At 47.9% G+C, this 21,807-nt stretch carries 36 protein-coding genes; 7 read left to right on the top strand and 29 right to left on the bottom strand.

What is annotated here, in order from left to right; genetic code table 11:
- Window positions 1-6: 6 nt before the first annotated feature.
- From paaZ to XMM312_RS11475, 7 genes are all read left to right on the top strand, one after another.
- Window positions 7-2,064, top strand: a complete 2,058-nt coding sequence (paaZ, locus tag XMM312_RS00355) for a phenylacetic acid degradation bifunctional protein PaaZ (protein WP_173483840.1) — start codon at window positions 7-9, stop codon at window positions 2,062-2,064.
- Between the two features lie 118 nt (window positions 2,065-2,182).
- The gene (locus XMM312_RS00350) at window positions 2,183-2,641 is read left to right on the top strand and encodes a DUF3237 domain-containing protein (RefSeq protein WP_173483839.1); all 459 of its coding nucleotides are present in this window, start codon (window positions 2,183-2,185) and stop codon (window positions 2,639-2,641) included.
- Complete coding sequence (locus tag XMM312_RS00345) at window positions 2,638-3,168, top strand: TRAP transporter small permease (RefSeq protein WP_173480336.1); 531 nt, start codon at window positions 2,638-2,640, stop codon at window positions 3,166-3,168. The genes XMM312_RS00350 and XMM312_RS00345 overlap by 4 nt, the downstream gene beginning before the upstream one ends.
- 12 nt (window positions 3,169-3,180) lie before the next feature.
- Window positions 3,181-4,509 carry a TRAP transporter large permease gene (locus XMM312_RS00340; RefSeq protein ID WP_173480335.1) on the top strand — a complete coding sequence of 443 codons (1,329 nt, stop codon included), beginning with the start codon at window positions 3,181-3,183 and terminating at the stop codon, window positions 4,507-4,509.
- A 94-nt stretch (window positions 4,510-4,603) separates the two neighbouring features.
- On the top strand, window positions 4,604-5,611 hold the full coding sequence (locus tag XMM312_RS00335) for a TRAP transporter substrate-binding protein (protein ID WP_173488494.1): 1,008 nt from the start codon (window positions 4,604-4,606) through the stop codon (window positions 5,609-5,611).
- Between the two features lie 54 nt (window positions 5,612-5,665).
- Window positions 5,666-5,896, top strand: coding sequence for an iron-containing alcohol dehydrogenase (locus tag XMM312_RS11480; RefSeq protein WP_371739844.1), 231 nt, complete (start codon window positions 5,666-5,668; stop codon window positions 5,894-5,896).
- On the top strand, window positions 5,847-6,209 hold the full coding sequence (locus XMM312_RS11475) for an iron-containing alcohol dehydrogenase (protein ID WP_254454391.1): 363 nt from the start codon (window positions 5,847-5,849) through the stop codon (window positions 6,207-6,209). Before XMM312_RS11480 ends, XMM312_RS11475 begins: the two co-directional genes overlap by 50 nt.
- Window positions 6,210-6,238: 29 nt before the next feature.
- Here XMM312_RS11475 and rplQ read toward each other — a convergent pair whose 3' ends face one another.
- From rplQ to tuf, 29 genes are all read right to left on the bottom strand, one after another.
- Window positions 6,239-6,619, bottom strand: coding sequence for a 50S ribosomal protein L17 (gene rplQ / locus XMM312_RS00325; protein ID WP_173488493.1), 381 nt, complete (start codon window positions 6,617-6,619; stop codon window positions 6,239-6,241).
- 33 nt (window positions 6,620-6,652) lie between these two features.
- Window positions 6,653-7,657, bottom strand: a complete 1,005-nt coding sequence (gene rpoA / locus XMM312_RS00320; protein ID WP_173488492.1) for a DNA-directed RNA polymerase subunit alpha — start codon at window positions 7,655-7,657, stop codon at window positions 6,653-6,655.
- 22 nt (window positions 7,658-7,679) lie between these two features.
- Entirely contained in the window at window positions 7,680-8,300 is a 621-nt protein-coding gene (gene rpsD, locus XMM312_RS00315) for a 30S ribosomal protein S4 (protein WP_173480331.1), read from the bottom strand.
- Window positions 8,301-8,320: 20 nt separating this feature from the next.
- A complete protein-coding gene (rpsK, locus tag XMM312_RS00310) occupies window positions 8,321-8,710 on the bottom strand; it encodes a 30S ribosomal protein S11 (protein WP_173480330.1) in 390 nt (129 codons plus the stop codon).
- Window positions 8,711-8,729: 19 nt separating this feature from the next.
- The gene (rpsM, locus tag XMM312_RS00305) at window positions 8,730-9,086 is read right to left on the bottom strand and encodes a 30S ribosomal protein S13 (RefSeq protein WP_173480329.1); all 357 of its coding nucleotides are present in this window, start codon (window positions 9,084-9,086) and stop codon (window positions 8,730-8,732) included.
- A gap of 144 nt (window positions 9,087-9,230) precedes the next feature.
- Window positions 9,231-9,347 carry a 50S ribosomal protein L36 gene (rpmJ, locus tag XMM312_RS00300; protein ID WP_007021200.1) on the bottom strand — a complete coding sequence of 39 codons (117 nt, stop codon included), beginning with the start codon at window positions 9,345-9,347 and terminating at the stop codon, window positions 9,231-9,233.
- Between the two features lie 16 nt (window positions 9,348-9,363).
- A complete protein-coding gene (gene secY, locus XMM312_RS00295) occupies window positions 9,364-10,689 on the bottom strand; it encodes a preprotein translocase subunit SecY (RefSeq protein ID WP_173480328.1) in 1,326 nt (441 codons plus the stop codon).
- Entirely contained in the window at window positions 10,689-11,123 is a 435-nt protein-coding gene (rplO, locus tag XMM312_RS00290) for a 50S ribosomal protein L15 (RefSeq protein WP_173480327.1), read from the bottom strand. Before rplO ends, secY begins: the two co-directional genes overlap by 1 nt.
- Window positions 11,124-11,139: 16 nt before the next feature.
- Complete coding sequence (gene rpmD / locus XMM312_RS00285) at window positions 11,140-11,319, bottom strand: 50S ribosomal protein L30 (protein WP_173480326.1); 180 nt, start codon at window positions 11,317-11,319, stop codon at window positions 11,140-11,142.
- 3 nt (window positions 11,320-11,322) lie between these two features.
- A complete protein-coding gene (rpsE, locus tag XMM312_RS00280; RefSeq protein ID WP_173480325.1) occupies window positions 11,323-11,826 on the bottom strand; it encodes a 30S ribosomal protein S5 in 504 nt (167 codons plus the stop codon).
- 11 nt (window positions 11,827-11,837) lie between these two features.
- Window positions 11,838-12,188, bottom strand: a complete 351-nt coding sequence (gene rplR, locus XMM312_RS00275) for a 50S ribosomal protein L18 (RefSeq protein WP_173480324.1) — start codon at window positions 12,186-12,188, stop codon at window positions 11,838-11,840.
- Between the two features lie 9 nt (window positions 12,189-12,197).
- Entirely contained in the window at window positions 12,198-12,731 is a 534-nt protein-coding gene (rplF, locus tag XMM312_RS00270; protein ID WP_173480323.1) for a 50S ribosomal protein L6, read from the bottom strand.
- Window positions 12,732-12,742: 11 nt separating this feature from the next.
- Entirely contained in the window at window positions 12,743-13,135 is a 393-nt protein-coding gene (gene rpsH, locus XMM312_RS00265) for a 30S ribosomal protein S8 (protein WP_173480322.1), read from the bottom strand.
- Window positions 13,136-13,229: 94 nt separating this feature from the next.
- Complete coding sequence (gene rpsN / locus XMM312_RS00260) at window positions 13,230-13,535, bottom strand: 30S ribosomal protein S14 (RefSeq protein WP_173480321.1); 306 nt, start codon at window positions 13,533-13,535, stop codon at window positions 13,230-13,232.
- 14 nt (window positions 13,536-13,549) lie between these two features.
- The gene (gene rplE, locus XMM312_RS00255) at window positions 13,550-14,089 is read right to left on the bottom strand and encodes a 50S ribosomal protein L5 (RefSeq protein WP_173488491.1); all 540 of its coding nucleotides are present in this window, start codon (window positions 14,087-14,089) and stop codon (window positions 13,550-13,552) included.
- Between the two features lie 14 nt (window positions 14,090-14,103).
- Complete coding sequence (gene rplX / locus XMM312_RS00250) at window positions 14,104-14,418, bottom strand: 50S ribosomal protein L24 (protein WP_173480319.1); 315 nt, start codon at window positions 14,416-14,418, stop codon at window positions 14,104-14,106.
- A 100-nt stretch (window positions 14,419-14,518) separates the two neighbouring features.
- Window positions 14,519-14,887, bottom strand: coding sequence for a 50S ribosomal protein L14 (gene rplN / locus XMM312_RS00245; protein ID WP_173480318.1), 369 nt, complete (start codon window positions 14,885-14,887; stop codon window positions 14,519-14,521).
- A gap of 84 nt (window positions 14,888-14,971) precedes the next feature.
- Window positions 14,972-15,235 carry a 30S ribosomal protein S17 gene (rpsQ, locus tag XMM312_RS00240; RefSeq protein WP_173480317.1) on the bottom strand — a complete coding sequence of 88 codons (264 nt, stop codon included), beginning with the start codon at window positions 15,233-15,235 and terminating at the stop codon, window positions 14,972-14,974.
- A complete protein-coding gene (gene rpmC / locus XMM312_RS00235; protein WP_173480316.1) occupies window positions 15,236-15,427 on the bottom strand; it encodes a 50S ribosomal protein L29 in 192 nt (63 codons plus the stop codon).
- A complete protein-coding gene (rplP, locus tag XMM312_RS00230) occupies window positions 15,427-15,840 on the bottom strand; it encodes a 50S ribosomal protein L16 (RefSeq protein ID WP_173480315.1) in 414 nt (137 codons plus the stop codon). The genes rpmC and rplP overlap by 1 nt, the downstream gene beginning before the upstream one ends.
- 11 nt (window positions 15,841-15,851) lie before the next feature.
- Entirely contained in the window at window positions 15,852-16,532 is a 681-nt protein-coding gene (gene rpsC, locus XMM312_RS00225; protein WP_173480314.1) for a 30S ribosomal protein S3, read from the bottom strand.
- A gap of 25 nt (window positions 16,533-16,557) precedes the next feature.
- Entirely contained in the window at window positions 16,558-16,887 is a 330-nt protein-coding gene (gene rplV, locus XMM312_RS00220) for a 50S ribosomal protein L22 (protein ID WP_173480313.1), read from the bottom strand.
- 12 nt (window positions 16,888-16,899) lie between these two features.
- On the bottom strand, window positions 16,900-17,175 hold the full coding sequence (gene rpsS, locus XMM312_RS00215) for a 30S ribosomal protein S19 (protein ID WP_173480312.1): 276 nt from the start codon (window positions 17,173-17,175) through the stop codon (window positions 16,900-16,902).
- Between the two features lie 12 nt (window positions 17,176-17,187).
- A complete protein-coding gene (gene rplB / locus XMM312_RS00210; RefSeq protein ID WP_173480311.1) occupies window positions 17,188-18,015 on the bottom strand; it encodes a 50S ribosomal protein L2 in 828 nt (275 codons plus the stop codon).
- Window positions 18,016-18,029: 14 nt separating this feature from the next.
- A complete protein-coding gene (rplW, locus tag XMM312_RS00205; RefSeq protein WP_173480310.1) occupies window positions 18,030-18,329 on the bottom strand; it encodes a 50S ribosomal protein L23 in 300 nt (99 codons plus the stop codon).
- The gene (gene rplD / locus XMM312_RS00200; protein WP_173480309.1) at window positions 18,326-18,931 is read right to left on the bottom strand and encodes a 50S ribosomal protein L4; all 606 of its coding nucleotides are present in this window, start codon (window positions 18,929-18,931) and stop codon (window positions 18,326-18,328) included. The genes rplW and rplD overlap by 4 nt, the downstream gene beginning before the upstream one ends.
- An 11-nt stretch (window positions 18,932-18,942) precedes the next feature.
- Window positions 18,943-19,581, bottom strand: coding sequence for a 50S ribosomal protein L3 (gene rplC / locus XMM312_RS00195; RefSeq protein ID WP_173480308.1), 639 nt, complete (start codon window positions 19,579-19,581; stop codon window positions 18,943-18,945).
- 116 nt (window positions 19,582-19,697) lie between these two features.
- Entirely contained in the window at window positions 19,698-20,009 is a 312-nt protein-coding gene (gene rpsJ / locus XMM312_RS00190) for a 30S ribosomal protein S10 (protein ID WP_173480307.1), read from the bottom strand.
- Between the two features lie 414 nt (window positions 20,010-20,423).
- Window positions 20,424-21,647, bottom strand: coding sequence for an elongation factor Tu (gene tuf, locus XMM312_RS00185; protein ID WP_173480306.1), 1,224 nt, complete (start codon window positions 21,645-21,647; stop codon window positions 20,424-20,426).
- Window positions 21,648-21,807 lie beyond the last annotated feature (160 nt).

The following is a 21,807-nucleotide window of genomic DNA, read 5'->3' as shown; positions in this document are numbered from 1 at the left end:
TTTATCATGACATCAACACCAATCGTTCAAAGTTTCATCGCAGGCCAATGGATTGGTCAGAATGCTCATCAAACACTCAATAGTGCTATTAATGGTGATGCCGTCTTTTCTACTCACTCTGAAGCAATAGATTTTAGTTCAAGTCTGGACTACGCAAAGACGATTGGTCACAAAAGTCTGTTGGCTCTCGATTTTCAACAGCGAGCCACGCTGTTGAGAAACCTAGGCAAATATCTGATGGAGCATAAAGAGTCTCTCTATCAGATTTCTGCTCATACTGGTGCTACAAGAAATGACAGCTGGATCGATATAGAAGGTGGTATTGCAACGCTGTTTGCTTATGCAAGCATGGGGCGTAATGAACTCCCCTCTGGCAATACAATTCACGAGGGAGATCCTGTCCAGCTGGGTAAGGTCGGACAATTTTTTGGCAGTCACATCCTAGTTCCGAAGCAAGGTGCTGCAGTTCATATCAATGCATTTAACTTTCCTATATGGGGAATGTTAGAAAAATTCGCCCCCAATTTTATTGCTGGCGTGCCCGCTATCGTTAAACCTGCCTCGCAAACCTCTTACTTAACCGAGGCGTGCGTGAAGCTGATGCATCAATCTAATCTGCTTCCATTAGGAGCTATACAACTGATCATAGGGTCTACAGGTGACCTGTTGGATCGACTTGATTCTCAAGACATCGTAACCTTTACCGGCTCTGCAGACACCGCTCGGATGTTAAAAAGCAATGCGAACATTCTAAATCACTCTATTCCATTCAATGCAGAGGCGGACTCATTAAACTGTGCGATCCTAGCACCTGATGTGACACCAGAGGATGCAGAATTCGATCTTTTTGTTAAAGAGGTGGCGCGTGAGATGACGGTCAAAGCAGGACAAAAATGTACTGCAATCCGTCGTATCCTAGTCCCAGAGCATCTTATCGAACCGGTTTCAGGTGCATTAACACAGAGACTGGGTAAAACGACTTTAGGTGATCCAACGATTGAAGGTGTTCGAATGGGAGCCCTTGCTTCAATAGATCAGCAGCGTGATGTACAAGAAAAACTAGAGATGTTGATGTCCAGCAGCGACGTGCTTCTTGGTAGAGGTGCAGAGTGCAAACCCTTTGGTGAAGGCACTGAAAAGGGCGCGTTCTTTGAACCTACATTGCTACTAAACACCTCTCCAGACGCAGAGGGAGGGGCTCACGATATTGAACCTTTTGGACCTGTTAGCACACTGATGCCGTACAGAGACGTTGATCACGCTTGCACACTCGCTGCACGCGGCAAAGGCTCTTTGGTGACAACATTAACCACTAAAGACCCTGCCATCGCAGGCGTGGTAGCACCTAAACTGGCTGTATGGCATGGACGCGTTCACATTTTGGACGAACGTTCATCAAAAGAATCTACTGGTCACGGGTCACCGTTACCCATGCTTAAACATGGCGGACCAGGTCGAGCTGGCGGCGGTGAAGAATTAGGCGGAATTCGAGCGGTTAAACACTACATGCAACGTGCTTCTGTTCAAGGATCACCAACGATGCTGATGGCGGTGACAGGCCAATATGTCCGTGGCGCAGACAAAATCGAAAAACCGCTTCATCCATTCCGTTACCATTTCGATGAGCTCGAGATCGGTCAGACTCTATTAACTCACAGAAGAACGGTTACAGAAGCTGATATTGTTAATTTTGGATGCCTCTCAGGCGATCATTTTTACATGCACTTCGATGAGCAAGCGGCCTGTGACTCCATGTTCGAGAAACGCATCGCTCATGGCTATTTTGTGCTTTCAGCGGCCGCTGGCCTATTCGTTGATCCGGGTGTAGGGCCTGTCCTGGCCAACTATGGTTTAGACACACTCAGATTCGTAAACCCTGTTGGTATCGGCGATACCATACAAGCTAGAATCACATGCAAGACGAAAATTGACCAAGGTAAAGTCAACAACAAAGGCGATGCTATCGGTGTTGTCTCTTGGGATGTCGAAGTCGTTAATCAAAACGGTGAGCTTGTCGCAAGCTACGATATCCTGACCCTTGTTCAAAAATCGCAAAAGCCATAATTTTTTGTGAATTAGTTGGAAAAGTGCATAGATTTAGAGACGACACGTGATATGTTGTACACCTAAACAATAAGCTTCGTATCCAAAAACTACAGATAATAAATAGAGTATAGCGTTAATGGATATTCCACAGTTAAAGCACTTCGCATCACTGCGTGTTGAAATTGCTACACCCCAGGAGATAGGTGCAGCACAATTTGGCACGCGCAGAGTGATTCCGATTACAGGTGGCACCGTTCAAGGTAAGGGCTGGAATGGCCGTGTTTTACCTGGTGGTGCTGACTTTCAACGTATCGTTTCACCAAGATTAGCCGAACTGGATGCACGTTATGTGCTTGAGTCGGATGATGGCGAGACCATATTTGTACAGAATCGAGCACTGCGCGCTGCTGATCCAGAAGTAACACAAAAGATCATCGATGGAATCCCCGTCGATCCAAGCGAAGTCTACTTCAAGTGCACCCCTATTTTTGAAACCAGTACCGAACGCTTTCAGTGGATTACGGAACGTCTGTTTATCGGCACGGGTGTTCGTAAACCTGACTGTGTAGAGATCGATTTTTTTGAGGTCATATGAGTAACGAGACTACCCTTAGCCGCGCGGAGTGGCTAGATCAACACTACCCAGAGCCCGGCCCCTTCAGATGGATCGCTTTTGGCTTAGAAGTCATAGCGGCTTGTGGCCTCTTCTTTTTAATGATGTTGACCGTTGCCGATGTCTTCGGCCGTTACCTCTTCAACAATGGGGTTGATGGTGCTTTTGAGATCACCCAACTAGGTCTTGCCATCATTATCTTCGCCGAAATGCCTGTTGTGACATGGCGTGGAGGACACATTTTAGTGGACCTTTTAGACTCAACACTTGGCCACAAAATCGTGCGTATTCTGGCTATGTTTTCGGCACTGGCGATCTCAACCTCCTTCTACGTTGTCGGTGTACGTATTTGGCAACTGGGTGCACGAAAACTGCGCCGAGGCGAGGTAACAGAATACTTGGAACTACCAGTAGGCTATCTAATTGAGTACATCGCCGTCATGAGTTGGTTCACTGCACTGGGTATGATCACCTATGGCATCTATCGTATATACAAAGAGAAGCATTAAGGATTTATCACGATGACCGCAGTAATTATAGGCTTCGCGCTCCTTATCTTTTTAATTCTAGTCATCCGAATGCCCATCGCCTTTGCGATGGCGATCGTCGGGTTCTTTGGTTTCGCTATTTTACAGGGCCTAACTCTTGATAACCTTTTCGACTTCCGTTGGAAAGCATCACTGACTTTGGCTTCTAACCGTGTCATTGAGACGGCACAGGAGTACTCTCTCTCAGTAGTCCCTCTGTTCATATTAATGGGTAACTTTGTCACTCGCTCAGGCCTGTCTCAAGAGCTATACAACGCCGCTTATACTTTTTTGGGTCATCGTCGCGGCGGTCTCGCCATGTCTACGGTTGTTGCGTGTGGTGGCTTCTCTGCTATTTGTGGCTCCAGCCTAGCAACGTCGGCGACCATGGCCAAGGTTGCACTGCCACCAATGCGTAAGTTTGGTTATGCCGATTCACTTGCAACCGCATCCATTGCAGCGGGCGGTACACTTGGCATTCTGATACCACCGTCAGTCATCCTTGTTATTTACGGCCTACTGACAGAGACCAGTATCCGCGAACTGTTTGCGGCAGGTTTTATACCAGGTCTTTTAGGCGTCATTCTTTACATGTTAGCTGTGCGCTGGGTCGTTATGCGCAATCCTAAATCGGGCCCAGCCGGTGAGAAATTCACCTGGGCAGAACGCATGCAGGCACTGAAAGGCATCTGGGGTGTACTTCTGCTGTTCACGATCGTAATGGGCGGTATCTACTTAGGCGTCTTTACGCCTACCGAAGCAGCCGGTATTGGTGCGGCAGGCGCATTCTTGATCGCCCTACTTCGTGGACAACTCAATCTGGTGAAAACCTACGAAGTACTGTCGGATACCGTTCGAACATCGACCATGCTATTTGCCGTGATCATCGGCGCATTGATCTTCTCTGACTTCATCAACCGTGCCGGTCTACCCGTTTGGCTTCTTGAGTTTGTGCAGTCGCTTGATGTCTCTCCCATGGCCGTCATTATCGTTATTCTTTGCATCTACATTCTTTTGGGAATGGTATTTGAAAGCCTATCAATGCTGCTGCTAACGGTCCCTGTGTTCTACCCGTTGATTGATAGCCTAGGATTCGATCTTGTCTGGTATGGCATCGTGGTGGTTGTAGTGACAGAGATCAGTCTGATTACACCGCCGGTGGGTATGAACGTATTTGTCCTCAGCGCTGTTCTCAAAGACATTAAAACCGGCACGATCTTTAAAGGCGTAACACCATTCTGGTGTGCCGACATTGTACGCTTAGCACTGATCGTCGCTTTTGTACCGATCACCCTATTCTTGCCGGATCTGCTATATCGTTAACAGTTTCGACTAAGGTGCAGTGGAAGTCATCCCTAAAATAACTTTTACTGTTTTTTTACTATAAAAATAACCATTTAAAATGAGAGCAATAAACATGACCAACCTAAAACTTAAAGCAATCGGCCTAGCGGTAGGCGCTGCAATCTCAATGAACGCAATGGCTGAAACAACCATGCGTGTTGCGACTTGGCTACCACCTACTCACCCACAAAACTCTGTTGCGATGCCAGAGTTCAAAAAGATGGTTGAAGAGGCAACTGAAGGCCGCGTTAAGGTTGTTATCGAAAACTTCCAAGGTCACCCAAAGACAATCTACTCGTCAGTAGAAGATGGCATCATTGATGCCTCTTGGGGTGTAAACGCTTACACGCCAGGACGCTTTGCTTTAACCGGTGTTGCTGAAATCCCAGGTGAAATGTCGGATGCAGAAGATGCATCTGTAGCATTATGGAAGGTGCAGCAAGAGTATTTTGCTGATGCCAACGAATACGAAGGCCTAGAACTACTAGGCATGTGGGTACACGCACCTGGCATTATCCACTCTAAATTCCGTATCAACAGCTTAGACGACCTCAAGGGTAAAAAGATCCGTCTTGGCGGCGGTATGGTCAATGAACTAGCTGCACGCTTGGAAGTGACCCCTGTCGGCGGTTCAGCGCCTAGCTCTTACGAGAAGCTGCAGCAAGGTGTTGTTGATGGTACCTTCCTTCCAGCTGGTGAACACAAGTTCTTTAAACTGGATGAAGTCACTGACCACCTAACCGTCTTCCCAACAGCGCTTTACACCACTGTGTTCAGCTTCGTAGCTAACCAGGAATTCATGGAAGATCTAGATCCAAAAGATGCTGAAGCAATCCGTGCAGCTCTAGGTGAAAATCTATCTCGAATGCAAGGTAAGACATGGCAGGATATGGATGCGATCGGCATGACGCATGCAAAAGAGGTAGGTACTAACATCCATATGGTTGATAGCTACGAAAAACTCGCTGCAGACATGCGTAACACTATGAAGGGTCTTGACGCAATGTGGATGGAATCGGTAGCCGATCGCGGTGTCGATGCAAAAGCCGCTCTTGAAGCGTTCCGTAACTACCAAAAGTAATCTGTTCTAAATAATCAAAGGGAAGCATATGCTTCCCTTTTTTGTGCTCGACGTATTATAAATAGGTATAAAGTCGGTGGTGGCAGCGTACTGGACGGTTCTAAATTAATCGCTGCTGGTATCGCGAATCCAACTGTTGATCCATGGGAAATTGTAAGAAGCGGTGGAAGAGCAGCACAAACAGCACTCCCTATTGGAGCAGTGTTGACTCTGCCGGCAACAGGATCGGAGTCAAATGGTAACGCGGTCATTAGCCGTCGCGCTACAGGAGCCAGAAAACTATGAGGTAAGAGCAAATATTATTTGGTCGGCGACAATGGCTCTGAACGCCTTGATTGGCGCCGGTGTACCTCAGGAATGGGTGACACACATGATTAGCCATGAAATCACAGCAGAACATGGTTTAGATCATGCCCAAACACTTGCCATCGTTCTACCAAGCCTAATGACCCACCAAAAAGAGTCAAAACGAGAGAAGCTACTGCAATACGCAGAAAGAGTATGGTATGACAGCACTGGGAGAACATCAAAAGATCGATCTACAAGCAAGTCGAGAGATACTAGAAGCAGCACGTTAAAAACAAAAAACCCGGCATAAGCCGGGTTTTTTATGGATCAACACAGTACTTAGTCTTCAGAAGACACAGCAACTGGACGATCAACTAGTTCTACGTAAGCCATTGGAGCCGAATCACCAGCACGGAAACCGCACTTAAGGATACGAACATAGCCGCCTGGGCGAGTAGCGTAACGCTGACCCAGTTCGTTGAATAGTTTACCTACTGCTGCATCGCTACGTGTACGGGCAAAAGCCAGACGACGGTTAGCAACAGAGTCGTTTTTCGCCAATGTGATTAGTGGCTCAACAACAGAACGAAGTTCTTTAGCTTTAGGCAGAGTTGTTTTGATCAATTCGTGCTCGATCAAAGAAACTGCCATGTTCTTGAACATCGCTTTGCGGTGTGAGCTGGTACGATTCAAATGACGACCAGATTTACGATGACGCATCTTATCTATCCTTTAAAACTTAGCTAAGTCGACTTAAGAAGCCACTTTGTCGTCGCCTTTAAGAGAAGCTGGTGGCCAGTTCTCAAGACGCATACCTAGTGACAGACCTTTAGACGCAAGAACGTCTTTGATCTCTGTAAGTGACTTTTTACCCAAGTTCGGAGTTTTTAGCAGTTCAACTTCGGTGCGCTGAATTAGGTCACCGATGTAGTAGATCTGCTCAGCCTTCAAACAGTTCGCGGAACGCACAGTTAGCTCAAGATCATCAACAGGACGTAGAAGTACTGGATCGATCTCTGGCTCTGCTGGCTCAGACTTCGCTTGTTCGCTTGCATCTTCAAGGTCAACAAATACTGCTAGCTGTTGCTGCAGAATCGTTGCCGCACGACGGATGCACTCTTCTGGATCGATTGTGCCGTTAGACTCAATATCGATAACCAGTTTGTCTAGGTCTGTACGCTGTTCAACACGCGCAGCTTCAACTGCGTAAGAAACACGTAGTACTGGGCTGTAGCTAGCGTCTAGCTGCAGACGGCCAATAGCACGTGTCTCATCGTCTTCGCTAGTACGAGCATCAGCAGGTACGTAGCCGCGACCGCGGGAAACAGTTAGGCGCATGTTCAGACTGCCAGCGCTAGTTAGCGTAGCAATCACGTGTTCCGGATTAGCGATTTCAACGTCTTGGTTTAGCTGGATATCTGCAGCTGTAACTGCACCAGGACCCGACTTGTTGATTGTCAGCACCGCTTCGTCGCCGTTGTACATGATAATCGCAACACCTTTAAGGTTCAGGAGGATCTCAATGACATCTTCCTGAACACCTTCGATGCTGCTGTACTCATGCAGAACACCGTCGATTTCTACTTCTGTAATTGCACAACCTGGCATAGAAGATAGAAGGATACGGCGCAGCGCATTACCCAAGGTGTGACCGAAGCCACGCTCTAGAGGTTCCAATGTAACCTTAGCGCGAGTCTTGCTAATCTCCTGTACGTCGATGTGACGTGGGCTTAGAAACTCATTTACTGAACTCTGCATAGTTCCACCGTTTAATTAAAAATTACTTAGAGTAAAGTTCGACGATCAACTGTTCGTTGATCTCAGCTGGTAGTTCTGCGCGTTCTGGCATGGCTTTAAAAGTGCCTTCCATTTTTGCAGAGTCAACTTCAACCCACTCTACCGGTGCACGCTGTGCAGCCAGTTCCAACGCCGCTTTAATACGTAGTTGGTTTTTAGCTTTTTCACGTACTGCAACCACATCGCCCGCTGCTACTTGGTAAGAAGCAACGTTTACTACTTCACCGTTAACAGTGATTGAGCGGTGAGAAACGATCTGACGTGCTTCAGCACGTGTAGAGCCGTAACCCATGCGGAATACAACGTTATCCAAACGGCTTTCAAGAAGTTGCAGAAGGTTTTCACCTGTAGCGCCTTTACGACGTGCTGCTTCTTTGTAGTAGCCGCGGAATTGCTTTTCTAGTACGCCGTAGATACGACGAACTTTCTGTTTTTCACGAAGCTGTAGACCGTAGTCTGACAAACGACCGCGACGAGCGCCGTGTACGCCAGGTACAGTTTCAGCCTTGCACTTGCTGTCTAGTGCGCGAACACCGCTCTTAAGAAAGAGATCAGTGCCTTCGCGGCGAGACAACTTGCACTTAGGTCCAATATAACGAGCCATAATTACTTACCGTCTCCAGATTAAACGCGACGTTTCTTCGGAGGGCGACAACCATTGTGTGGAATAGGTGTCACATCCGTGATGTTTGCGATTTTGTAGCCACAAGCGTTCAGTGCGCGCACTGCAGACTCACGACCTGGTCCAGGACCCTTCACAAACACGTCTAGGTTTTTCAAGCCGTACTCTAGTGCAGCTTGACCAGCACGTTCAGCAGCAACCTGTGCAGCGAACGGCGTGCTCTTACGAGAACCACGGAAGCCAGAGCCTCCAGAAGTTGCCCAAGAAAGAGCATTACCTTGACGATCGGTAATAGTAATAATGGTGTTGTTAAAAGAAGCGTGAATGTGCGCAAGGCCATCCGCAACTTGCTTTTTAACTTTTTTACGTGTGCGATTACTCGGCTTAGCCATAGTTAGTAATTCCTATCGCTTACTTACGGATCGGTTTACGTGGGCCCTTACGGGTACGTGCGTTAGTTTTAGAACGCTGTCCGCGCACCGGTAGATTACGACGGTGACGGATACCACGGAAACAACCAAGGTCCATAAGACGCTTAATATTCATGTTGACTTCACGACGAAGGTCGCCTTCAACAGTCAACTTAGTAACTTCACCACGAACATTGTCGAGTAGCTCTTCAGAAAGATCGCCAACTTTAGTCGTTGGATCGATACCTACTGTGTCACAAATCTGCTGTGCAGTTGTGCGGCCGACTCCATAAATGTAAGTCAGTGAAATTACCGCGTGCTTGTTGTCAGGAATATTGACGCCAGCTATACGGGCCATTCAATGTACTCCATTAGTTAATTATTCGCTTCCAGCAAGAACTGGGTACGAAATTACATTCAGTTCGTGGAAGGCGCGCAATTATACGGGTTGATTATTATTAAATCAACCCATGCGCCCTTCCGCCTCGTTTACAGCTTAGGATTAACCCTGACGCTGCTTGTGACGAGGTTCAACCTTACAGATCACGCGAACGGAACCGTTACGACGTACGATCTTACAGTTACGGCAAATTTTCTTAACAGATGCGCGTACTTTCATAATTCACCTCAATGGTTTAACGCAGTAGACCTGCGCCACCCTTTAGATTCGACTTCTTCATCAATGATTCATACTGGTGTGACATTAGGTGCGATTGCACTTGTGCCATGAAGTCCATTACCACCACTACAACGATCAGTAACGAAGTACCACCGAAGTAGAAAGGTACGTTCCATGCAACTACCATCGCCTGTGGCATCAGAGATACCGCAGTGATGTAAAGAGCACCAAACAGAGTAAGGCGGCTCAATACTGAGTCGATGTAACGAGCAGACTGTTCACCTGGACGAATACCTGGGATGAAAGCACCCGATTTCTTCAGGTTATCTGCCACTTCACGAGGATTGAACATAATCGCCGTGTAGAAGTAACAGAAAAATATAATTGCTGCCGAGAACAACAGAATGTACAACGGCTGGCCTGGGCCTAGAGCCAATGCAACATCCTGAAGCCAATCCATACCCTCACTCTGACCAAACCATTGGCCTAGAGATGCAGGGAATAGCAGAATAGAGCTTGCGAAGATCGGTGGGATAACACCCGCCATGTTGACCTTCAAAGGCAAGTGACTGGTTTGGCCCGCATAAACGCGGTTACCCTGCTGGCGTTTTGCGTAGTTAATGGTGATACGACGTTGTGCGCGTTCCATGAACACGACAAAACCAACCGTCGCTACCGCTAACACTGCAATTGCTAGCAGCGCCAGGATGTTAAGATCACCCTGACGAGCCGATTCAAAGGACTGACCGATCGCACCAGGAAGACCCGCTACGATACCAGCAAAGATCAGAATCGAGATACCGTTACCGATACCACGTTCAGTGATCTGCTCACCAAGCCACATTAGGAATACTGCACCAGCGACCAGTGTAATAACAGCTACAAAGTAGAAGTTAAACGCTGTGCTGAATGCCACACCCTGATTAGCTAGACCAACGGTCATACCCAAGCCCTGAACAGTTGCTAGTGCAACCGTACCGTAACGTGTGTATTGGTTGATCTTACGGCGACCAGCTTCACCCTCTTTCTTCAACTGTTCAAGCTGAGGGCTAACCGCTGTCATCAACTGCATGATAATCGATGCAGAGATGTACGGCATGATACCTAGAGCCAAGATCGACATGCGCTCGAGTGCACCACCCGAGAACATATTGAATAGGCTTAGGATCGTACCCTGGTTCTGATCAAACAGAGCAGCAAGACGATCTGGGTTAATACCCGGAACCGGAATATGCGCGCCAATACGATACACAATGATCGCAATCGCAACGTAACGTAGACGAGCCCAAAGCTCACCTAGACCGCTTGCATTTCCTGCTGGTACTTGTCCTTTAGTTGCCATTACGCTTCTACCTTACCACCGGCAGCTTCGATTGCAGCTAGAGCGCCTTTAGTCACTTTAAGACCTTTAACGGTAACTGCTTTAGTAATTTCACCAGACAGAATTACACGTGCAGAGGTGATCTCTTCACGGATAATGTCAGCCTGTTTAAGCGCTGCGAGGTCAACTACGTCAACACCGCAAGCAGCCAATTCGTTTAGACGAATTTCAGCTACGTAACGCGCTTGGCGAGATGTGAAACCAAATTTTGGCAGACGACGCTGCAAAGGCATTTGACCGCCTTCAAAACCTGGCTTAACACTACCGCCTGAGCGAGATTTAAGACCCTTGTGACCACGACCACCAGTCTTACCTAGGCCGGAGCCGATACCACGTCCAACACGCTTAGGAGCGTGCTTAGAACCGGCACCCGGGCGAAGAGTATTCAAACGCATTTGGGTGACTCCTCTATTAGTCTTCTACACGAAGCATGTAGTTGACTTTGTTAATCATGCCACGAACTGCAGGAGTGTCTTCCAACTCAACAGTGTGGTTCATGCGACGTAGACCAAGACCTGTTAGGGTAGCTTTATGCTTCGGAATGATACCGATTGGGCTGCGTACCAAAGTGATTTTAACTGTATTAGCCATCGATTAGTTCCCCAGGATCTCTTCGACTGACTTACCGCGCTTAGCTGCAACATCTTCAGGAGACGCCATAGACGCAAGACCTTTAACAGTCGCGCGAACAACGTTCACTGGGTTTGTTGAGCCGTAGCACTTAGCCAATACGTTTTCTACACCAGCCAGTTCAAGAACTGCACGCATCGCGCCACCGGCGATAACACCAGTACCTTCAGATGCAGGCTGCATGTAGACCATTGAAGCACCGTGACGTGCTTTGATTGGGTACTGCAACGTGTGACCGTTTAGAGAAACGCTCACCATGTTACGACGTGCTTGTTCCATTGCCTTTTGAATTGCAACTGGTACTTCGCGCGCTTTACCGCGACCAAAACCAACACGGCCATTGCCGTCACCAACTACAGTAAGAGCTGTAAAGCCGAAGATACGACCACCCTTAACTACTTTGGCTACACGGTTTACCTGAACAAGCTTCTCTTGCAGTTCACCGTCTTTCTGTTCGTGATTTGCCATAATAGAAACCTTTAGAATTCCAAACCGCCTTCACGTGCAGCGTCTGCTAGAGCAGCTACACGACCGTGGTATTTAAAACCAGAGCGGTCAAACGCTACCTGGCTAACACCTGCTTCTTTTGCACGGCTAGCGATCAGAGTACCGACCTTTTTAGCCGCTTCGATGTTACCAGTTGCGCTTTCACGCATATCTTTTTCAACTGTAGAAGCTGCAGCAAGAACTGTAGCGCCATCTGCAGTTACGATTTGCGCGTAGATATGGCGCGGTGTGCGGTTAACACACAGACGTGCAGTACCGATCTCACGCATTTTAGCGCGTGAACGACGAGCACGACGTAAACGAGATTCTTTTTTAACGTTCATAACCCTGCCTTACTTCTTCTTAGCTTCTTTACGGCGAACAAATTCGTCGCTGTAACGAACACCTTTACCTTTGTATGGCTCAGGTGGGCGGAAACCACGAACTTCAGCAGCAACCTGGCCTACAACTTGTTTGTCGGCACCAGAGATGACAACAGTCGTTTGGTTAGGTACTTCTGCCTTGATACCTTCAGGCAGTGCGTACTCTACTGGGTGTGAGAAACCCAGAGTCAGGTTTAGAGTGCTTCCAGAAACCGCAGCACGGTAACCAACACCGATCAGTGTTAGCTCTTTTTTGAAGCCTTCGCTAACACCAGTAACCATGTTGTTAACGATAGAACGAGTTGTGCCAGCCAGTGCAACAGATTGTTTAGCACCGTCACGAGTACCGAAGTTCAATGCACCTTCAGCCTGTTCAACAGTAACTGATGGGTGTACTTCGTGTGATAGCTGACCATTTTTGCCTTTAGCGCTGATCGTCTGGCCAGAGATTGAGATCTCTACACCAGCAGGCACAGCAACAGGCGCTTTAGCGATACGTGACATCGTAAATCCCCTTAGAATACTGTGCAGATCACTTCACCGCCGATACCAGCAGCGCGCGCAGCGCGATCGGTCATTACACCTTTGCTAGTAGAAACGATTGCGCAACCTAGGCCATCTGATACTTTAGGAAGATCAGATGCAGATTTGTAGATACGTAGAGATGGCTTAGATACTCGCTTGATCTCTTCGATAACTGGCTTGCCTTCGAAGTATTTCAGTTCGATAGACAGCACAGGCTTAACGTCACCTTCAACTGAGTAACCGTTGATGTAACCTTCTTCTTGAAGAACCGCTGCGATAGCAACTTTCTGCTTTGAAGATGGCATAGCAACAGCAACTTTCTCAGCCATGTGACCGTTGCGGATGCGTGTGAACATATCCGCGAGCGTGTCTTGCATGCTCATGCTTTTACTTCCTCTCTTGTGCAGCGTAGTGCGGTAGCCCCGTCATCACTGACGTGGCCCTGACCACTACGCTTACCGTTAACTAACCGGTGGATTACCAGCTAGCTTTCTTAAGGCCTGGTACGTCGCCGCGCATTGCAGCTTCGCGTAGCTGGTTACGGCAAAGACCGAACTTGCGGTAAACCGCATGTGGACGACCTGTTACCTGACAGCGACGCTGTTTACGTACTGGGCTAGCGTCACGTGGCAGTTTCTGCAACGCAACTTGTGCTTCCCACACTTCATCTTCAGAAGAAGCTGGTGAAGCGATGATAGCTTTCAGAGAAGCGCGTTTCTCAGCGAACTTAGCCGCTAGTTTTTCGCGCTTAACTTCACGCTCCCACATAGATACCTTAGCCATATCTTATCCCTTCCTTATTTCTTGAACGGGAACTGCAGTGCAGTCAAAAGAGCACGACCTTCGTCGTTTGTCTTCGCAGTTGTCGTGATAGTGATATCAAGACCACGGATCGCGTCTACTTTGTCGTAGTCGATCTCTGGGAAGATGATCTGCTCTTTAACACCCATGCTGTAGTTACCACGGCCGTCAAATGACTTAGGGTTAAGACCACGGAAGTCACGGATACGAGGAACCGCAACGTCAACTAGACGGTCTAGGAATTCCCACATACGCTCGCCGCGTAGAGTAACCTTACAACCGATTGGCCAACCTTCACGAACTTTAAAGCCCGCTACAGATTTACGAGCCAACGTAACAACAGGCTTCTGACCAGCGATTGCAGTCATATCATTTACTGCATTCTCTAGAAGCTTCTTGTCTGCCAGTGCTTCACCAACACCCATGTTAAGTGTGATTTTAGTAACACGTGGAACAGCCATTACGTTTGGCGAATTCAATTCTTCTTTAAGACTCTGTTTGATCTGAGTCTCGTAAAGCGCTTTCAATCTAGACATCTGTTCTACTCCTCTTACTCAACGATTTCGCCAGTTGATTTGTAGAAGCGAACTTTAGTGCCGTCTTCAAGAGTCTTGAAGCCTACACGATCGCCTTTACCAGTCGCAGCGTTAAAGATAGCAACGTTAGAAGTCGCGATAGCCGCTTCCTTCTCAATGATGCCACCTGGTTGCTGAAGCATAGGGTTTGGCTTCTGGTGTTTTTTCACCATGTTGATGCCAGACACGATCAAACGATCGTTTTCAAGTACGCGAGAAACTTTGCCACGCTTACCTTTGTCTTTACCTGCGATAACGATGACTTCGTCGTCACGTTTAATCTTGCGCATTTTAATTTACCTTCGTTTCCTACTACCTTCCTCATGCTGAAAAACGCCAAACTCGTTAGAGCTTGACGTTTTCCTTAAAAACTTCGAATTTTTCGAGGTTTTATAGCACTTCAGGCGCCAGGGAAATGATCTTCATGAACTTCTCAGAGCGAAGCTCACGCGTTACTGGGCCGAAGATACGAGTTCCGATTGGAGCGTCGTTCGCGTTCAAAAGAACCGCTGAGTTAACATCAAAACGGATCAATGAACCATCGGGACGACGAACACCTTTACGGGTACGTACTACGACAGCTTTAAGTACTTGGCCTTTTTTAACTTTGCCACGAGGAATCGCTTCTTTAACCGATACCTTGATAACATCGCCAACGTTAGCGTAACGACGGTGTGAACCGCCTAGTACTTTAATACACTGCACTCGCTTAGCGCCGCTGTTATCAGCGACATCAAGCATCGTTTCAGTTTGAATCATGGTTTACTCCACAATCTCTAGTGCCTCATTCGACCCTCAATCGACCGTCGAATAAGGCGGCTAGTGAAGCAAAGGTGCAATAGTTTACACCTTTGCTCCACGTTCTTCAATGCGTACCAATGACCAAGACTTAGTCTTAGACAGAGGGCGACTTTCCGCGATTGTCACTAGGTCACCCGCTTGGCATTCATTCTTCTCATCGTGTGCGTGCAACTTAGTTGAACGCTTCATGAATTTACCGTAGATCGGGTGCTTTTCCTTGCGCTCAACCAACACAGTGATGGTCTTATCCATCTTGTCACTGATAACTTTACCAGTAACGGTACGAGTACGTTTTTCAGCGCTCATTTAGTCACCTGCTTTTTGGTTAAGTACTGTCTTAACGCGAGCGATGTCGCGACGAACCTGACCCAACATGTGAGTCTGTGCCAACTGGCCAGTAGCCTTTTGCATACGCAAGTTAAACTGATCCTTTAGGAGAGTCAGCAATGTTTGCTGAAGCTCTTCTACGGATTGATCACGTAGTTCAGTAGCTTTCATTACATCACCGTCCGTTTAACTACAGTTGTTGAAAGCGGAAGCTTAGCTGCCGCTAGTTCAAAGGCTTCTTTCGCGAGTTGTTCAGGTACGCCTGCCATTTCAAACAGCACTTTACCTGGTTGGATCTGAGCGACCCAGTACTCAACGTTACCCTTACCTTTACCCATACGTACTTCTAGTGGCTTACCTGTGATCGGCTTGTCTGGGAAGACACGGATCCAGATTTTACCACCACGTTTTACGTGACGAGTCATGGTACGACGAGCTGCTTCGATCTGACGCGCTGTGATGCGACCACGTTCGGTCGATTTCAGTGCGAATTCACCAAAGCTAACGCTGCTGCCGCGTTGAGCCAAACCGCGGTTGCGGCCTTTCATTACCTTACGGAATTTTAGACGCTTAGGTTGCAACATGTTCCGCTACCTCACTTCGCTTTCTTCGCAGGTGCATTTTTCTCAGCGCGTACCTGTTCGATACCACCAAGAACTTCACCTTTGAAGATCCAAGTTTTGATGCCGATCACACCGTAAGTAGTGTGGGCTTCGTATGTAGCGTAGTCGATATCTGCACGTAGAGTGTGTAGAGGTACACGACCTTCACGGTACCACTCAGTACGCGCGATCTCAGCACCACCTAGACGGCCTGCAAGAGAGATCTTGATACCTTTTGCACCAGCACGCATTGTGTTCTGTACGGCGCGCTTCATAGCACGACGGAACATAACACGACGCTCTAGCTGACCTGCAATGTTCTGCGCAACTAGCTTCGCATCCATATCTGGCTTGCGAATCTCTTCGATGTTGATGTGAACTGGCACACCCATCATCTTAGAAACAGTTGAACGTAGAACTTCTACGTCTTCACCTTTTTTACCAATCACGATGCCTGGACGCGCCGTGTGGATGGTGATTTTCGCATTCTGTGCAGGACGCTCGATTTCGATACGGCTTACAGATGCTTTTTCTAGCTGCTTCTCAAGGTACTTACGCACTTCAAGGTCATTCAACAGCTTCTTCGCGTAATCGGCTTTGTCCGCATACCACACAGAAGTATGGTCTTTTACGACACCAAGTCGAATACCGGTTGGGTTAACTTTTTGACCCATGATTAAATCTCCTAGTACTCAGCTCTTAGTCTGCGACCTTAACAGTGATATGACACGAGCGTTTCAAAATACGATCAGCTCGTCCCTTAGCACGCGGACGGATACGTTTCATGGTCATGCCTTCATCAACGAAGATAGTCGCAACGCGAAGTTCGTCAATGTCAGCACCTTCATTGTGCTCTGCGTTAGCAATAGCAGACTCAAGCACTTTCTTAACCAGGTGTGCACCTTTCTTGGTGCTGAACGCCAAAATATTCAGAGCTTCGCCAACAGATTTGCCGCGGATCTGGTCAGCAACCAGACGAGCTTTCTGAGCGGAGATGCGGGCGCCGTTATGCTTTGCAATAGCTTCCATCATCAACTCCTATTACTTCTTAGCCTTCTTGTCTGCAACGTGGCCTTTAAAGGCACGAGTCACTGCAAACTCACCCAGCTTATGACCGACCATATCTTCAGTAATGAATACTGGGACATGCTGACGGCCGTTATGTACCGCAATCGTCAAACCGACAAAGTTCGGAAAGATTGTAGAACGGCGAGACCAAGTTTTAATTGGCTTACGATCGCTGTTCTCGATTGCAGCTTCTACCTTTTTCAACAAGTGAAGGTCGATAAATGGACCTTTCTTAAGTGAACGTGGCACAGCTGATTCCTCTTACTTAGCCTGACGACGACGTACGATAAGCTTATCAGTACGCTTGTTCTTACGGGTCTTGTGGCCCTTAGTCGGAACACCCCATGGAGTCACTGGGTGACGACCACCTGATGTACGACCTTCACCACCACCGTGTGGGTGATCGACTGGGTTCATCGCCACACCGCGGACGGTAGGACGAACACCACGCCAGCGCGTAGCACCAGCTTTACCCAAGCGACGTAGGCTATGTTCACCATTACCTACTTCACCAAGAGTCGCACGACACTCAGACAACACTTTGCGCATTTCGCCAGAACGTAGACGTAGAGTCGCGTACTGACCTTCACGAGCAACTAGCTGAGCTGATGTACCCGCAGAGCGAGCCATCTGTGCACCCTTACCAGGCTTCAATTCAACACAGTGAACAGTCGAACCTACAGGTACGTTGCGCAAAGGCATACAGTTACCTGGTTTAAAGTCAGCCTGTTCGCCAGACATCAGAGCAGCACCTGCTTCAACGCCCTTAGGAGCGATGATGTAGCGACGCTCACCATCTGCGTACTTCAACAGAGCGATGTTCGCAGAACGGTTTGGATCATATTCCAGACGCTCAACGACAGCAGGAATGCCATCTTTGTTGCGACGGAAGTCGATTACACGGTAAGCCTGCTTGTGACCACCACCAATGTGACGCGTAGTGATGCGACCATTGTGGTTACGACCACCAGACTTAGATTTCTTTTCAACCAACGCTGCAAAAGGCTTACCTTTGTGAAGGTTTTGGCCTTTAACAGAAACGACGTGACGACGTCCTGCAGAGGTTGGCTTAGCTTTAACAGTTGCCATTTCTTAACCCCTCCTTATTCGCCAGCAGCCAGAAAATCGATTTCTGAACCGTCAGCTAGACGAACGTATGCTTTGCGAACATCGTTGCGCTTACCCATGCCACGCATAGTACGCTTCGTTTTACCTTTCGCATTAAGCACGTTCACGTTTGCAACAGTCACGTTGAACAGCTGTTCAACAGCAGCCTTGATTTCAGGCTTAGTTGCATCGTTAGCGACACGGAATACTACTTGTTGAGTATCTTCCGCTACGATCGTTGCTTTCTCAGAGATGTGTGGTCCGAGTAGCACTTTGTAGATGCGTTCCGGGTTCATGCAAACACCTCCTCGATCTTCTTAAGAGCTGGGACAGTCACAACGACTTTATCGAAACCGATTAGGCTCACTGGATCGATACCTGCCGCATCACGTACGTCAACGTGTGGTACGTTACGAGCTGCAAGGAATAGGTTTAGATCAACCTCTTCAGTGATAACCAAAGCGTTGCTTAGGTCAAACTCTTTCATTTTTGCTAAGAACTGCTTAGTTTTTGGAGCTTCGACAGCGAAGTCTTCAACAACAACTAGACGCTCTTGGCGAACCAACTCAGACAAGATAGAACGCATCGCAGCGCGGTACATCTTCTTGTTAACTTTCTGAGAGTGGTCACGTGGAGTAGCAGCGAATGTTACGCCACCAGTACGCCAGATAGGAGAACGAGTAGTACCCTGACGAGCACGACCTGTACCTTTTTGACGGAATGGCTTAGCACCACCACCAGCTACAGCTGAACGGTTTTTCTGAGCTTTAGTACCCTGACGCGCACCTGCCATGTAAGCAGTGACAACCTGGTGTACTAGAGCTTCATTAAACTCTTTGCCAAACGCAGTATCGGCTACTTCAACCGAACCCTTGGCACCAGTTAGATTCAAATTCATGACAATCTCCCTTAGCCGCGCGCTTTAACAGCTGGTTTAACGATGACGTCACCACCAGGAGCACCAGGTACGGCACCCTTGATTAGCAGCAGGCCGCGCTCAGCATCTACGCGCACAACCTCAAGGCTCTGTACGGTAGAACGCTCTGCACCCATGTGCCCAGCCATCTTTTTACCTTTAAAAACGCGACCCGGAGTTTGGCATTGACCAATTGAACCCGGAGCACGGTGAGAAAGTGAGTTACCGTGAGTCATATCCTGAGTACGGAAGTTGTGACGCTTAACGCCACCCTGGAAGCCCTTACCCTTAGATTGACCAGTTACATCTACTTTTTCGCCTGCTTGGAAGCGCTCAACAGTAAGTGCATCACCTACGTTGATTTCCTCATCACCCTTCGCGCGAAACTCCCACAAACCTGCACCTGCTTCAACGCCTGCTTTAGCAAAATGACCAGCTTCTGGTTTAGAAAGGCGGTTAGCCTTCTTAGTACCAGTAGTCACTTGTACAGCAGCGTAACCGTCAGTTTCGACAGTTTTAACGCAAGTCACTCGGTTCGGTTCCACCTCGATGACGGTGACTGGCACGGACACGCCGTCTTCAGTGAAGACACGGGTCATGCCCGCTTTACGTCCGATAAGTCCTAATGACATTTTATATACCTCTTGCCAGTTGTGTACGGGGCTGTTACCCACTACGGCTACCCTTTTCAGGGGTATTCCACAAATAGCGCTTCATTAATAAAAAATTAATAAATCTGCGCGTGCTATTAGCCTAGGCTGATCTGCACTTCTACACCCGCTGCGAGATCTAGCTTCATTAGAGCATCAACTGTTTTTTCAGTTGGCTCAACGATGTCTAGAACACGCTTGTGCGTACGAATTTCGTACTGATCACGCGCGTCTTTGTTGACGTGCGGTGAAACCAATACGGTGTAACGCTCTTTGCGAGTAGGAAGTGGGATCGGACCACGGACCTGAGCACCAGTACGCTTTGCAGTTTCAACGATCTCCTGAGCCGAAGTATCGATCAGACGATGGTCAAAAGCCTTCAAGCGGATTCTGATTTTTTGGTTCTGCATTTTGATCACGCATTTCCTAAAATATTAAATAAACGGCAATAGCCGACCTCCCCTTAAATGAAGGGACGCAAATTCTACTTGAGTTTTGGGCTGTAGGTCAACTAAAGATTTGCCAAATGATTGGTGCGTAATTAGACAGCGGATGACAGGCTGAAAGCCAGTCACCGGAGCGTCTAACCACCTACGTAGTGTCGGTGACTGGCTTCAGCCTGTCACCCGCTTTACCAGCAACCACCCAACTCAGTTTTGGTGACTGGCTTCAGCCAATCATCCGCCTTCCCAGCGCGCATTTTTTCCCATTTACGGTGACTGGCTTCAGCCTGTCACCCGCTTTACCAGCAACCACCCAACCCCAAACCGTGGACACAAAAAAACCCGCTCGAGAGCGGGTTTCTTTTAGAAGATTATCAGCAATTAAGCGATGATCTTAGATACAACACCTGCACCTACAGTACGGCCACCTTCGCGAACTGCGAAACGTAGACCTTCGTCCATAGCGATTGGGTTGATTAGTGTAACGTTCATCTTAACGTTATCACCAGGCATTACCATTTCAACACCTTCTGGAAGCTCTACAGCACCAGTGATGTCAGTTGTACGGAAGTAGAACTGTGGACGGTAGCCTTTGAAGAATGGAGTGTGACGACCACCTTCATCTTTGTTTAGTACGTATACTTCACCTTCGAACTGAGTGTGAGGAGTTGTAGTACCAGGAGCACATAGAACCTGACCACGTTCAACTTCGTCACGCTTAGTACCACGAAGAAGGATACCACAGTTCTCGCCTGCACGACCTTCGTCAAGAAGCTTACGGAACATCTCAACACCAGTACAAGTAGTCTTAGAAGACTCACGGATACCAACGATATCGATCTCTTCACCAACTTTAATGACACCACGCTCGATACGACCAGTTACTACAGTACCACGACCAGAAATCGAGAATACGTCCTCGATTGGCATTAGGAATGGCATGTCTACTAGACGCTGTGGTTCTGGGATGTAAGAGTCTAGCGCTTCAACTAGTTTCTTAACAGCAGTAGTACCTAGTTCGTTGTCGTCCTGACCGTTAAGAGCCATTAGAGCAGAACCAGCGATGATTGGAGTATCTTCACCTGGGAAGTCGTAAGTATCTAGAAGCTCAACGATTTCCATCTGAACTAGCTCTAGCATCTCTTCGTATTCTTCAGTACCAACGCCGCCACAGTCTTCAGCAAGAAGGTCAGCTTTGTTTAGGAATACTACGATGTAAGGTACGCCAACCTGGCGAGAAAGAAGGATGTGCTCACGAGTCTGTGGCATTGGACCATCAGTCGCACCACAAACTAGGATAGCGCCGTCCATCTGCGCAGCACCAGTGATCATGTTCTTAACGTAGTCGGCGTGCCCTGGGCAGTCAACGTGCGCGTAGTGACGGATGTTTGAATCGTACTCAACGTGAGAAGTGTTGATCGTGATACCACGCTCACGCTCTTCAGGAGCTTTATCGATACCGTCGAATGCGACAGCTTCACCACCGAAAACTTCTGCACATACACGAGTAAGTGCTGCAGTTAGAGTTGTTTTACCGTGGTCAACGTGGCCGATAGTACCAACGTTAACGTGGGGCTTGGAACGTTCAAATGCTTGCTTAGCCACGAGCTTAATTCCTGTGTTAGGTTTAAAAAAAATAAGAAGACTGCCAATACGAGTTAGCAATCCTACTGGGCGCGAAATTTTAACGTCATTGCCTATATAGTCAAGCAATGTGATCAATTTTCTTTAAAAAAGATCTCTCCAACCGATTTAAGGCAAATAA

The sequence above is a fragment of the Marinobacterium sp. xm-m-312 genome, assembly GCF_013283295.1.
Lineage (GTDB): Bacteria > Pseudomonadota > Gammaproteobacteria > Pseudomonadales > Balneatricaceae > Marinobacterium_E.
Note: the sequence above shows the minus strand (reverse complement) of the source record. Positions and strands in the feature narration are given on the sequence as shown.

Bases quoted from the DNA above. Each gene is read 5' to 3' on its own strand.
- paaZ (WP_173483840.1), top strand. From the start codon at position 7: ATGACATCAACACCAATCGTTCAAAGTTTCATCGCAGGCCAATGGATT.
- XMM312_RS00350 (WP_173483839.1), top strand. From the start codon at position 2,183: ATGGATATTCCACAGTTAAAGCACTTCGCATCACTGCGTGTTGAAATT.
- XMM312_RS00345 (WP_173480336.1), top strand. From the start codon at position 2,638: ATGAGTAACGAGACTACCCTTAGCCGCGCGGAGTGGCTAGATCAACAC.
- XMM312_RS00340 (WP_173480335.1), top strand. From the start codon at position 3,181: ATGACCGCAGTAATTATAGGCTTCGCGCTCCTTATCTTTTTAATTCTA.
- XMM312_RS00335 (WP_173488494.1), top strand. From the start codon at position 4,604: ATGACCAACCTAAAACTTAAAGCAATCGGCCTAGCGGTAGGCGCTGCA.
- XMM312_RS11475 (WP_254454391.1), top strand. From the start codon at position 5,847: ATGGTAACGCGGTCATTAGCCGTCGCGCTACAGGAGCCAGAAAACTAT.
- rplQ (WP_173488493.1), bottom strand. From the start codon at position 6,619: ATGCGTCATCGTAAATCTGGTCGTCATTTGAATCGTACCAGCTCACAC.
- rpoA (WP_173488492.1), bottom strand. From the start codon at position 7,657: ATGCAGAGTTCAGTAAATGAGTTTCTAAGCCCACGTCACATCGACGTA.
- rpsD (WP_173480331.1), bottom strand. From the start codon at position 8,300: ATGGCTCGTTATATTGGACCTAAGTGCAAGTTGTCTCGCCGCGAAGGC.
- rpsK (WP_173480330.1), bottom strand. From the start codon at position 8,710: ATGGCTAAGCCGAGTAATCGCACACGTAAAAAAGTTAAAAAGCAAGTT.
- rpsM (WP_173480329.1), bottom strand. From the start codon at position 9,086: ATGGCCCGTATAGCTGGCGTCAATATTCCTGACAACAAGCACGCGGTA.
- rpmJ (WP_007021200.1), bottom strand. From the start codon at position 9,347: ATGAAAGTACGCGCATCTGTTAAGAAAATTTGCCGTAACTGTAAGATC.
- secY (WP_173480328.1), bottom strand. From the start codon at position 10,689: ATGGCAACTAAAGGACAAGTACCAGCAGGAAATGCAAGCGGTCTAGGT.
- rplO (WP_173480327.1), bottom strand. From the start codon at position 11,123: ATGCGTTTGAATACTCTTCGCCCGGGTGCCGGTTCTAAGCACGCTCCT.
- rpmD (WP_173480326.1), bottom strand. From the start codon at position 11,319: ATGGCTAATACAGTTAAAATCACTTTGGTACGCAGCCCAATCGGTATC.
- rpsE (WP_173480325.1), bottom strand. From the start codon at position 11,826: ATGGCAAATCACGAACAGAAAGACGGTGAACTGCAAGAGAAGCTTGTT.
- rplR (WP_173480324.1), bottom strand. From the start codon at position 12,188: ATGAACGTTAAAAAAGAATCTCGTTTACGTCGTGCTCGTCGTTCACGC.
- rplF (WP_173480323.1), bottom strand. From the start codon at position 12,731: ATGTCACGTATCGCTAAAGCGCCTGTTGCTGTGCCTGCTGGTGTAGAG.
- rpsH (WP_173480322.1), bottom strand. From the start codon at position 13,135: ATGAGCATGCAAGACACGCTCGCGGATATGTTCACACGCATCCGCAAC.
- rpsN (WP_173480321.1), bottom strand. From the start codon at position 13,535: ATGGCTAAGGTATCTATGTGGGAGCGTGAAGTTAAGCGCGAAAAACTA.
- rplE (WP_173488491.1), bottom strand. From the start codon at position 14,089: ATGTCTAGATTGAAAGCGCTTTACGAGACTCAGATCAAACAGAGTCTT.
- rplX (WP_173480319.1), bottom strand. From the start codon at position 14,418: ATGCGCAAGATTAAACGTGACGACGAAGTCATCGTTATCGCAGGTAAA.
- rplN (WP_173480318.1), bottom strand. From the start codon at position 14,887: ATGATTCAAACTGAAACGATGCTTGATGTCGCTGATAACAGCGGCGCT.
- rpsQ (WP_173480317.1), bottom strand. From the start codon at position 15,235: ATGAGCGCTGAAAAACGTACTCGTACCGTTACTGGTAAAGTTATCAGT.
- rpmC (WP_173480316.1), bottom strand. From the start codon at position 15,427: ATGAAAGCTACTGAACTACGTGATCAATCCGTAGAAGAGCTTCAGCAA.
- rplP (WP_173480315.1), bottom strand. From the start codon at position 15,840: ATGTTGCAACCTAAGCGTCTAAAATTCCGTAAGGTAATGAAAGGCCGC.
- rpsC (WP_173480314.1), bottom strand. From the start codon at position 16,532: ATGGGTCAAAAAGTTAACCCAACCGGTATTCGACTTGGTGTCGTAAAA.
- rplV (WP_173480313.1), bottom strand. From the start codon at position 16,887: ATGGAAGCTATTGCAAAGCATAACGGCGCCCGCATCTCCGCTCAGAAA.
- rplB (WP_173480311.1), bottom strand. From the start codon at position 18,015: ATGGCAACTGTTAAAGCTAAGCCAACCTCTGCAGGACGTCGTCACGTC.
- rplW (WP_173480310.1), bottom strand. From the start codon at position 18,329: ATGAACCCGGAACGCATCTACAAAGTGCTACTCGGACCACACATCTCT.
- rplD (WP_173480309.1), bottom strand. From the start codon at position 18,931: ATGAATTTGAATCTAACTGGTGCCAAGGGTTCGGTTGAAGTAGCCGAT.
- rplC (WP_173480308.1), bottom strand. From the start codon at position 19,581: ATGTCATTAGGACTTATCGGACGTAAAGCGGGCATGACCCGTGTCTTC.
- rpsJ (WP_173480307.1), bottom strand. From the start codon at position 20,009: ATGCAGAACCAAAAAATCAGAATCCGCTTGAAGGCTTTTGACCATCGT.